We start from the raw sequence: 10,635 nt of genomic DNA, 5'->3' as shown, positions 1-10,635 counted from the left end.
AGGTTCATTATTGAAACGATTAATGACCAATTAAAGAATATATCTCAAATAGAGCACTCAAGGCATCGCAGCTTACATGGTTTTATGTTGAATTTACTTGGCGGACTAATCGCTTACTGTCTGAAACCAGAAAAGCCATCACTCAACATCACAAACACTGAAAAGACAGGATTGATGGCGATGGCTTAAACCGATCTCAGGTTAGTTAACGAGTTCGGAGAAATTGGCGTTGATGGTAGCTTAGTTGGCGGTCAATACGGTGAAAGCCAAAGCGTCTTTATCCGCGAAGTTCCCGGGGGTGTATGTGCTGTGCGGCTGGATTGCCCATGCAAATTGCACTAAATCAACTGCTTTCTGAGGCAAAACCCGATCGCTTACTGATGGAACCCACTGGTCTTGGTCATCCCAAAGAAGTGTTGGAAATACTCTCTACCAAGCACTATCGTCAGGTACTGTCATTACAAAAGAATGTCACCCTAGTCGATGCTCGCCGCTTGGCAGACCGTCGCTATACAGACCACGATACCTTTAACCAACAGATCGCCATCGCCGATACTGTCGTGGGCAATAAGATCGACCTATATGATGAGGGCGATGCCGATAAGCTGTCTGCTTATGTTGCTAAGATAGGTCGTCCGGATACTAAGATTATCTTCGCGGATCATGGTGTTATTCCTTTTAAGGAATTCGAAGGAAACACCACCATTCATCAACAGCCGACTCATCACCATCATCATAGTCATAACAAACCGCTTGTCTCTGAAATCCCCCTCCCAGAGACAGGAATTCTCAGAGCAATCAATGAGGGGGAAGGCTTTCAAAGTGTGGATGGCGGTTCTCTGCCAATAAAGTCTTCGACCGTAAGAAACTGATCATCTTATTGGTCGAACTCGATGTCGAACGAATGAAAGCCGTTTTATCACTCAAGATGGTGTTTTTGGCTACAACCTTACGTCCGATGGCCTATCAGAAATGCCACTCGATGATTGCATTGAAAGCCGTATTGAGCTGATAGCAGATACCATAGACTGCGACTTTGAAGTGCAGATACTCGATTGTCTTCAAGGATGAATCCATTTTTCGAGCTGTCACAACAAAAAAGAGCGGCTTGTAGGCCGCTCTCTACTACTGCATTATTAATAGTTACAGACTTTTCTGATGCGCTTCAATCAGTGCCAACATATTAACTTGTGCAGCTTGATTCGCTTGGGCATAGTCCATCTCTACCGGGAAGTCGCTGATGACCTCATAGTAGCATTTAAGTTTCGGTTCGGTCCCCGATGGACGTACAATGACTCGCGATTGATCTTCAAGCAGATAAATCAACACATCACTAGCGGGCAAGTCGATGGTTTCTGTTGACCCATCGGCGAATTGTCGAATCGATGAATTAAGATCTTCGATCACTTCAATGCGTTTACCAGCTATCTCTGTCGGTGGGTTACGACGAAGCTTCTCACCAATAGGCGGCGATTTAGGATCCAACGCAATACTGCGCTGAGCATTAAAGTAGAAACCATGTTGACGATACAGTTCTTCAAGCTTATCCCATAGCGTTTTACCTTGCGCTTTGAGCTTGCCGGTTAATTGTGCAAACGCCACAAGTGCAGAGAGTCCATCTTTATCCCACACTTTATTGCCAACCGTATACCCTAGTGCTTCCTCATAAGCGAACAGGAATGGATGGGCCGCGCTTTCTTGGGTCATTGCAACATTAGTTAACCATTTAAATCCAGTTAACGTTTGGTAATACTCAGCACCATAAGCCTTGGCAATACTGCTCAGTAGGCGCGATGAAACTATGGTATTCCCCACTAGTGAATTCGGTTGTCCTGCCAACAGGTAGTCCCCAAATAGTGACCCTACTTGGTCTCCCGTCAACATTTGATACTCACCGTCAGGACGTTTAACTGCAACTGCAAAACGATCAGCATCTGGATCGTTGGCACAAGCAATATCTGCACCTACAGACTTGCCGAGTGCCATCACCATATCCATTGCTCCAGCTTCTTCTGGATTTGGGAAGTTAACGGTTGGGAACGTACCGTCCGGTTCTCGCTGCTCAGCTACACTCGCCACTTGGTTAAAGCCTGCATCTGCTAACAGTGTTTCTGCCATATCAGCACCGACACCATGCATCGCAGTATAAACAATGGAAATATCCGTATCGCTATCCGGCGTTAGCAGCTCACTTTGATTGATGGTTTTGCGATAGGTTTGATAGTAGTCCTCTTCTAACCAAACCAATAGACCCTGTTGTTTCGCTTGGTCTAATGGCAACAACGTTAGAGGTTGAGTCGTAGCGTCGTCAATCTTTGCTGCAATGCCAGAATCATGAGGAGGAATGATCTGCGCCCCGTTTTCCCAATAAACTTTAAATCCATTGTATTCTGGTGGATTGTGACTGGCTGTCACTACAACGGCTGCCGCCGCATTCAGTTCACGAACACCAAAGGCAACGATCGGCGTTGCTGCAACTTTATAGGTCAAGTACACCTTAATACCTAGCGCGGTCAGAACGGACGCGGTATCGTGAGCAAACTGCTTGGAATCAGGGCGACCATCATAGCCAATGACGACACCTCGCGATGTGGCATCGTTAATTTGCTGGAGAAGATAATGACCCAATCCGGTCGCGGTTTCTTGAATGACCAAACGATTCATACGATTTGGACCCGCCCCTACTTTGCCGCGTAAGCCTGCGGTTCCAAATGCAAGACGAGATCCAAATCGGTCTTTTAACTCTCGCTCGTCATTCGATTCCACCAGCTGTCGTAGTTCTTGTTGAGTGATTGGATCAGGATCGCGTGCTAACCATTGAGTAATTTGTTCAGTCATAATGATGTTTCCTTAATTGAGGCAACCTGATCAAAGAGGGATATATTTCAGGTTCTCAGTGTCTATTTAAGAATAGTAAATGACTCTCAATACCATTAAAGAGAGGGCAACCGATAAAATGAACTTCAATTTGATAACAAGCTAGAGCGATCATGGCAGGTAAGCCAGCACCTACCTACCAATAGATATGGTGACTATGCCTCTTCAGGCTCTAAATCGAACGATGCATCAATCAGCTTTTGAGTATAGTCGCTCTTTGGATGATGGAAGATCTCATCGGTAGTGCCTTGCTCCATAATTTCGCCTTTTTGCATTACCAGTACACGATCCGATAGGACTTTGGTCGTCCATTTGTGTCTAATCCAGAGTTGGTCTTTCGCTTACCGCACGGCAAGCCTCTGGCAGAATTAGATGGCACAACTCTGTTTGGTGGTGATGAAAAAGGGTACACTGACTACCCTAAAATGTAATACATCTAAGGCTCACCCATAGGGTGGGCCACTCTTTTTTTGTAAGTAAATTCCTACAGTTACGGTAATTTTCTCTTTGCAAATCCGGTATTAGCTCCTTGCAAACCGTTCATTTGCACAAAATATGACCTCGCTCAAAAATATATGCATTGTTAGGAGTATGTTAAAAGCGATCATATTTCAGGAGTGAAAAACATGACTGCTTCAAAAATGTTCATAAGGGATTTTCTGGGATTACTGTTAATCATCTGTACCGTGCTCGCAGGATTGAGCATTCTGCTTTGCCTACTTGCAGTATTTGCTTACGCCAACCATGATACGGGGCTTGCTTCCGATTTCTTCCATGAACCTTTTTATCTCCTTGCTTTCTTTGTCCCACCCTACTTCATTGCAAGGTACATCAATCGTGCAGAGACTGTCGCTGCCGTTGAGCAATACCTATTGATGAAGAGTAAAAGTGAGCAACTACCGCACTGACGTGTTTTAAGGGTAATCCTCAATTTATCGTTGACCATTACCCTTGCTCAACTGCTCTCACTTCATAACATCAAGACCTTTCCTATGGACAATTCACACGTCCCTTTTTGTGCTTTTCTCTGTCCTCTTCGCTTTTTCCTTCACGCTATATCCATCCACAGATACAATATGTGATGATCCCTAACGTAATCTTAGTTTCAGTAAAACACCAAAAACCGCGATATCTTGAGGTTACATTAATGTCACTAACGCCCGCTCATCTTGCATTTATCGCATCCGCGTTAGCGGGTTCTAACCTAAGAAAAGAACACTTACGTTACCTTGAGTCGTTGCATCAACAACCAAGAATAAACATAACCAATTGTTATTAAAAAACTTCCATGATTATAATCTTCGTCTACAAGCCAGAATTAGTTGCTGTTGCCCCAGAAACACTTAATGCAATAAACACATAAACAACTCTTAAACATATGCATTTTATACATAATTAGAATGCAAACCTTTCATTTTACTCATAAAAATTATCCATAGTATTTTTGGGTGTAAATCATCCGGTGATGTTTTTCTTATATGAAACATCCCTTGACAGCAGCCCTTTGTCGTTATGCTTGGTGCGTTCGTCTCTTGAGGAATCTTTCATATAAGAATTAATCAGTATGAGGAATATTAACTAATGACAAAGTTAATCGAAGAAATAACGCTTGGCTGTCTCAGACCACGCTTAAAAACCGCATTGTCATGGCACCAATGACCATTCAATCGGCTTTTTTTGACGGTGGAGTAACACAAGAAATGGTCGATTACTATGCCTCTCGTTCGGGAGATGCAGGGGCCATTATCGTGGAAAGCGCATTTGTCGAAAACTATGGCCGTGCATTCCCTGGAGCTTTGGGTATCAACCACGACAGTAAAATTGCTGGTCTAAAAACATTAGCAACGGCAATCAAAGCAAAAGGTTCAAAGGCTATTTTACAAATTTATCATGCGGGACGCATGGCAAATGGCGAATTTAATGGTGGCCACCAACCGATCTCTGCCAGTCCTGTTGCCGCTTTACGCGATAACGCAGAAACCCCGCTCGAGATGACCGAAGAGCAAATTATTGGCATGATCGACCATTTTGGTGACGCGGTGAATCGTGCCATTCTTGCAGGCTTTGACGGTGTCGAAATCCATGGTGCCAACACTTACCTTATCCAACAGTTCTTCTCTCCACACTCCAACCGACGCACTGATAAATGGGGTGGCGATATTGAAAAATGCACCACATTCCCGCTCGCTATTTTAGACAAGGCGAAACAGGTTGCTAACTCTCACCAAATGCCTGAGTTCATCATCGGCTACCGTTTCTCTCCTGAAGAGATTGAAGAGCCGGGAATCCGTTTTGAGGAGATCAACTTGGGTCTTTCGATAGGACGCCCTATGACCTGACAACTCTACGCCATTAAGTCAAAGCAACCACCAGCCCAATCAGTACAAGCGTCACTCCAATGCCTCGAGTATACAGCCACTTCTCATTGAGGAACCAAATGCCCATTAGTAGCCCAAAAACGATACTCACCTGCCGCATCGCCACCACGTAACTGACGTTATCAACCATAGTCATGGCATACAACACTATCCCATAGGTCAACCCCATCATGACCCCAGCGATAGAGGAGCGGTAACGATGCTACCAAGTTAGCGCTAACTCATTGCGTTTATTGGTCGCCAATAGCCAAGCGATCAAAATTAACGCAATCGCAGCAAACTGCACACCCAGATAGAAAACGGCTAACTGAACTTTAGTTAATCCGCTAGTTTCAAGCTGTAGCCATGTCAGTGCTTGTTTGTCGATGATGGAGTAGATCGTGGTACCTATCGCAGCAATACACGACCAGAGCACACCTAAATTTAGATAGGAGCCAAGTCTTAAGTCTTTGAAGTGACGCATGGGAATCAACAAACAACCCAGTGTTAAGACCACAAAGCCAATCCATGCGTTAATAGACAGAGATTGCCCTATAAATACCGTTCCAATTCCAACCATCAATACGGGTAAGGCGCGCGCGATAGGGTAAATCACCCCAATGTCACCCATATCATAAGCCTTAATTAAGCCAATCAGATAGATGGCCTGGCCGATCCCACTTAGCGTAACCAATAGCCAAAAGTAACCGTCAAGGCTGTTAAAGCCAAGCACCGAAATACACCAGACTAAATAGGGGAACAGTAAGATAAGCGGAGCAATGGACGCGCCTAAAGTAAACGAATAGCCAGAGCCAGTATTCGATTTTCCAAGAATATTCCATCCCGCGTGGAGCAGTGCAGAAAAAATAACGAGAACAGCCGCATAGAGAGTCAAAGTGGGTACCAACAAACATAAAAGTCATCCCTATCGAGAAATCAAAAGGGATGAGTTACTTGCTATTAATCGAGCTGGGCAATAGATTCGATATTGATGGCATCGTGTCGCCAGTATTCAATATCACAGTCAATCAGTTCGCCATGTTGATTGTAGTTGATGCGCTCAACCATCATCGCCGGAGTGCCAGACGTTGCACGTAATGCTTGCGCGATGTCGCCAAGAAGCGAAGTCGTGCTAACTCGGTATTTCACCTTACTGTAGGTGACACCATACTCGTCACGATAGATATCCGTCAAAGAGGAGTTTGCCATGTCGAAATCTAACAAGTTGGCAAATGGTTCCGTCCGAATAAAGTTTGTCACGAACACGACTGGGCGATCTTCTAAATAACGAACGCGATCTACTCGATAAATATCGGAGAACGGCGGCAGATGCAAAAGCTCTGCTGCTTGCTTGGTGGCTAACATCGCTTTGGCTGACAACAGCTCAGTTTTTGGCGTTCGATTTTGACTTTTCGCCATATTGGTAAAGTTCAATGTTTGAGTAGGATCATAACGCAGTGGTTCTGGTGAGATAAACCAGCCACGCCTATCTTCGCGATAAATACGACCTTCCGACTCAAGTAGTGACAACGCTTCACGCAGCGTTACACGAGTCGTGTCAAAAGACTCTGCTAACTTTCTTTCTGCTGGCAGTTTTTGTCTTGGTGTGAGCATTCCTGAGTCTATTTGCTCAACGATAGCGTCTTTAATTTTTACGTATTGCACACCGCATCCTTAATTCAATCATTGTTATTAGCGCTTGCGCCACGCTTGAGTTCGACCTTCAAACAGCTTTCCAACAAACATATGGGTGAGTTTTGCCACCGCTGCCGATAGCATGCTCATCACAGCCATTGCCGCAGCGCTGCCCGTCTGCCCGGCATCGTCCATATTCAGCACCGCTACTGATGCCGGAATGGTGTTGGTTGAATACAAGAATACTACTGCCGATGTGGTTGTTAAAGCATTGATAAATAAATATATCGCTATATCTAATACCGCTGGTAAACAGCAAGGCAGCGAAACTTTGAAAAACAGCTTATATTGTGGGAGTTTAACTGAAGCAGCGGTGGCTTCAATCTCTGCCGGTAACTGCTTCAGAGCAGTCAAAGCTCGCCTAGACACGATGAAGCAACAGTATCCAGTCATTGGTGACGTACGCGGTATTGGTCTACTCTGGGGTGTGGAATTAGTGAAGAGTCATGTCACTAAAGCACGCGCATTCGACGAGGCAGAACAAGTTCTTTACCAATGTTTGAACCACGGACTGAGTTTTAAGGTGTCGCAAGGCAACGTTATTCAGCTTAGTCCCCCCCTCGTTATTACTCGTGAAGAGCTGACGACCGCACTCGATATTTTCGAGCAAGCAATCACTAAAGTATGTAAGGATTTCAACTATGTCTAATTCATCTCCAATTCAAGCCATCGTTTTCGACTGGGCAGGGACTATTGTGGACTTTGGTTCATTTGCACCAACGACTATTTTTGTGGAAGCATTTAAACAGGGTTTCAACTTTGATATTACACTTGCTGAAGCTCGTGAGCCCATGGGCATTGGTAAATGGGACCATATTAAAGCGGTCGGTCAATTACCAGGCGTAAAAACACGTTGGATTGCGCAATTCGGTAAAGAGATGAGTGAATCAGATGTCGACACGATTTACGCCGCCTTATGCCTTTGCAAAAAGCCAAAGTCGCGGATCATGCTGAGCCGATTCTTAATGCCGTTGAGGTGGTGAGTTCGTTTAAAGACAAAGGAATCAAGATTGGCTCGTGCTCTGGTTATCCAAGAGAGGTCATGGATGCACTTATTCCTGTCGCTGCAGACTACGGCTACAAACCGGATTATGTGGTTGCCACAGATGATCTCCCTCAAGGTGGTCGTCCTGCACCATTTATGGCACTGAAAAACGTGATTGAGCTTGGTGTTGGCTGTGTTGGTGCGTGTGTGAAAGTCGATGATGCCGCTCCGGGTATCGAAGAGGGTCATAATGCTGGTATGTGGACTGTTGGCCTACTGCTATCAGGCAACGAGGCAGGCTTAACGCTTGACTAATACCAAGCGGCAGATGATGCCACTCTTAACGCTGCCCGCGACCGCGCTCGCACAAAACTGGGCAAAGCGTCACCACACCACCTCATCGATACCATCGCTGACCTCCCAGACGTCATCGCGGATATCGAAAAACGTCTGGCTGCTGGCGAACGTCCTTAACGGCGACACGTCGACATTACAAGAAGCGCGTTGAGCTCCTTTGGCTTATCGAGCATTTGAACGCAAAACCCGCAGCCTAGCTGCGGGTTTTGCGTTAATGTCGCTTAGCTACCAAGGTAAATTTATATTCGCTAGATTTAAAGTAGTTACGACTATACTCGAACACCGTATCTCCGCGTAAATAACCTCTAGTTCGCTTCTCTATGATGGGCTGAGCTGGGTTAATTTGCAGTAGATCAGCAATATCTTCCGGTGGTAATACAGGAATGATCTCTTGTTCGCTACGATCGATAACCAAACCTTTTTGTTTCTCAATAAAATCATACCTAGAGCCTGTTTAATTGAGACTTCACAGGTTCACTATTGGTAACTTATGGTCCTGATAAGTTCATAATCAAACTCTTTGACCTACCCCGCTGCGAGGCGGGTTTTTTCGTTGTATTGGCTATATCAAGTTAGACGGCGAAGGCAAGTTAAAGCACTTTGGTCCCTGTTAGTGCTTCAAGCCATCTTCAAAATTGCCGTCATTCCCTTGAAAAAGGGAATCTCATTCAGCGCGTCGAAAAGCTAAATTACGTGACTTAGTTGAATGGTTTTAATTTGTTACACGCGGTTGGAGATCCTCACGTTCGAGAGGATGACGGCTATATGAGGTACGTTAGAGGCACTTATCTGACCAAGCGGTAATGTGCACCAACAGTTATCTAAAGAACATAAAGTGATGACAAATATAGAAAAGTAAGAGTTTCTGTGAGTTGCCTCTTAGCAACTCACATTTTTACATCTATTGGCTCGTTTTCTCATGCCACGGCATGATTATCCACCATTGTTATTACATCCTGCACCGACTCCACGACACAATCCGCAATTGAAAACGCAGGGTTATTTTCAAAAGGCATAGCAATGGTGGTTAGCTGCGCCGCAACAGCGGCTTTCACACCTGTTAGGCTGTCTTCTAATGCGAATGCCTGCTCCACTGGAACATCTAATCGCTGACAAACTTCCAAATAAACATCGGGAGCTGGCTTACCATTTGGTACGTCTTCTGCGCTTAACATCAAGTCAAAGCTGTCCTGTATGCCTAGTTTTTCAGTCACCGCATGGATAATTGGATAAGCAGAAGAGCTGGCTAAAGCGAGGCGAAAGTCTCTTTGTTTCAAGTCTGAGATCAGTGTCGGAATACCCTCTATCGCCTCGCCTTCCTGTTCGACAAGTGCAACTACTCTTTGCATTATCTCTGATTCCAGCACCTTAGCATCCACAGTCAAGTTAAACATTTGAATCCATGTTGCCGCGATATCATCAAGTCGTTTTCCCATGGTATGCTCGATGCAGTCTTCGACCGTCGCACTCGTCCCGTAATTCGCTAGTACCTCAATCTGCGCTGTACGCCAAAAAGGCTCTGATTCGATGAGTACGCCATCCATATCAAATAGAAAAAGTGACTTAGTCGTCATGTTTTATCCTACCTCAATCTGAATAAACTCTTTGAATAATATAAGGTTATGAATAACAGTGGAATAGTGACATGCGCCACAACAGACTTAATTGCAGCGCTTTCTGATTTATAACTGACTCATGTCCAACTTGTGACCTAGAGGCTCGACTTGCACATCAGCGTAGCCCATCGTCACTGCTTCAAATTGTTTGCTCATTTCCAAGGCTTGCTCAGCATCTTTGGCAAGTACTGCCACCAAGTATGTAGGTCGTACAACACCATTGTCTAGATCCTGAGTATCGATATACGAGGACGTAACAGTACCAACTTGATTAAGCGCTATCACTCGCTGTAAATCGATGCCCAGTACTCGGTCAATTTCTAAGGGTTCTACCCCTGCCTTCCAGATGAAAGTGAGCCCAAAGTTATTCGCTTGCGGTGTATTGTCTAACCACTTTGAGCCTAACCGCTGAACGTGGTTTATTGTGACCAACTTTTGTTGATACAAAGGTAATTTAGCTAACTGTTCGCGAACCGATTGCTCGTTCTCTGCTTCCATAACGAACTTCAAAAGTTGCGTTTTCTGTCCACCTACTTTGCTGTTTTCAACAAACATATCTTTGATTTTTCCACTCTACACCAGTTTCTTAAATGAGGCTCTTTGTTCCGGCATCGTATTAAGGACTTGTGCGATGTCGTCAGTGCTCCACTTTAGCTCAACGCCATAATCATATGCATAAGCAGAACCAGTACCCAAAAGAAGTGCACCGATAGCGAGTAGATTTTTGATTATTTTTCTCATGACTTTA

Annotated in this window: 5 protein-coding genes and 10 pseudogenes; 7 read left to right on the top strand and 8 right to left on the bottom strand. The window is 44.8% G+C overall.

All coding sequences use genetic code 11. The features are described from left to right. Positions 1-189: transposase (locus VTH8203_RS04095; RefSeq protein ID WP_279627164.1), on the top strand; the 189-nt coding region annotated here is incomplete at its 5' end. A 12-nt stretch (positions 190-201) separates the two neighbouring features. After that, a pseudogene (locus VTH8203_RS04090) lies at positions 202-1,071 on the top strand (CobW family GTP-binding protein); the annotation flags it as partial. A 72-nt stretch (positions 1,072-1,143) separates the two neighbouring features. Here the strand turns inward: VTH8203_RS04090 and VTH8203_RS04085 are convergent. Beyond that, positions 1,144-2,838 carry a phospho-sugar mutase gene (locus VTH8203_RS04085; RefSeq protein ID WP_096992506.1) on the bottom strand — a complete coding sequence of 565 codons (1,695 nt, stop codon included), beginning with the start codon at positions 2,836-2,838 and terminating at the stop codon, positions 1,144-1,146. Positions 2,839-3,032: 194 nt separating this feature from the next. Further along, positions 3,033-3,179: pseudogene (locus tag VTH8203_RS04080) on the bottom strand (ABC transporter ATP-binding protein); the annotation flags it as partial. Here VTH8203_RS04080 and VTH8203_RS04075 point away from each other — a divergent pair. The 3 genes and pseudogenes from VTH8203_RS04075 to VTH8203_RS04065 form a co-directional block, all read left to right on the top strand. After that, positions 3,177-3,308: pseudogene (locus VTH8203_RS04075) on the top strand (alkene reductase); the annotation flags it as partial. The pseudogenes VTH8203_RS04080 and VTH8203_RS04075 overlap by 3 nt on opposite strands. 195 nt (positions 3,309-3,503) lie before the next feature. After that, positions 3,504-3,785 (top strand): D-fructose-6-phosphate amidotransferase, encoded by a 282-nt coding sequence (locus tag VTH8203_RS04070; RefSeq protein ID WP_096992505.1) that lies wholly within the window; start codon positions 3,504-3,506, stop codon positions 3,783-3,785. A gap of 673 nt (positions 3,786-4,458) precedes the next feature. Next, positions 4,459-5,177 (top strand): annotated as a pseudogene (locus VTH8203_RS04065) (oxidoreductase); the annotation flags it as partial. A 52-nt stretch (positions 5,178-5,229) separates the two neighbouring features. Here the strand turns inward: VTH8203_RS04065 and VTH8203_RS04060 are convergent. From VTH8203_RS04060 to VTH8203_RS04050, 3 genes and pseudogenes are all read right to left on the bottom strand, one after another. Continuing rightward, positions 5,230-6,129, bottom strand: a pseudogene (locus VTH8203_RS04060) (EamA family transporter). A gap of 65 nt (positions 6,130-6,194) precedes the next feature. Continuing rightward, entirely contained in the window at positions 6,195-6,899 is a 705-nt protein-coding gene (gene phnR / locus VTH8203_RS04055; protein WP_096992504.1) for a phosphonate utilization transcriptional regulator PhnR, read from the bottom strand. A gap of 27 nt (positions 6,900-6,926) precedes the next feature. Continuing rightward, a pseudogene (locus VTH8203_RS04050) lies at positions 6,927-7,286 on the bottom strand (putative 2-aminoethylphosphonate ABC transporter permease subunit); the annotation flags it as partial. A gap of 4 nt (positions 7,287-7,290) precedes the next feature. Between VTH8203_RS04050 and VTH8203_RS04045 the strand changes: the two are divergent. Beyond that, positions 7,291-7,578, top strand: a pseudogene (locus tag VTH8203_RS04045) (aminotransferase class III-fold pyridoxal phosphate-dependent enzyme); the annotation flags it as partial. Further along, positions 7,571-8,388: pseudogene (phnX, locus tag VTH8203_RS04040) on the top strand (phosphonoacetaldehyde hydrolase). The pseudogenes VTH8203_RS04045 and phnX, both read left to right, overlap by 8 nt. 94 nt (positions 8,389-8,482) lie before the next feature. On the opposite strand, the pseudogene VTH8203_RS04035 reads toward phnX, so the two are convergent. From VTH8203_RS04035 to VTH8203_RS04025, 3 genes and pseudogenes are all read right to left on the bottom strand, one after another. Next, a pseudogene (locus tag VTH8203_RS04035) lies at positions 8,483-8,722 on the bottom strand (UTRA domain-containing protein); the annotation flags it as partial. Between the two features lie 466 nt (positions 8,723-9,188). Next, positions 9,189-9,845, bottom strand: coding sequence for an HAD family hydrolase (locus VTH8203_RS04030; protein ID WP_096992503.1), 657 nt, complete (start codon positions 9,843-9,845; stop codon positions 9,189-9,191). A 108-nt stretch (positions 9,846-9,953) separates the two neighbouring features. Beyond that, positions 9,954-10,628: pseudogene (locus tag VTH8203_RS04025) on the bottom strand (hypothetical protein). Positions 10,629-10,635: the final 7 nt, after the last annotated feature.

It is taken from the genome of Vibrio thalassae, assembly GCF_900089835.1.
In the GTDB taxonomy this organism is placed as follows: Bacteria; Pseudomonadota; Gammaproteobacteria; order Enterobacterales; family Vibrionaceae; genus Vibrio; species Vibrio thalassae.
The sequence above is the reverse complement of the archived record's forward strand: the minus strand, read 5'-3'. Positions and strand labels throughout refer to the sequence as shown.

What these genes read in the sequence shown, in the direction of transcription:
- VTH8203_RS04085 (WP_096992506.1), bottom strand. Translation starts at nt 2,838, where the DNA reads ATGACTGAACAAATTACTCAATGGTTAGCACGCGATCCTGATCCAATC.
- VTH8203_RS04070 (WP_096992505.1), top strand. Translation starts at nt 3,504, where the DNA reads ATGACTGCTTCAAAAATGTTCATAAGGGATTTTCTGGGATTACTGTTA.
- VTH8203_RS04030 (WP_096992503.1), bottom strand. Translation starts at nt 9,845, where the DNA reads ATGACGACTAAGTCACTTTTTCTATTTGATATGGATGGCGTACTCATC.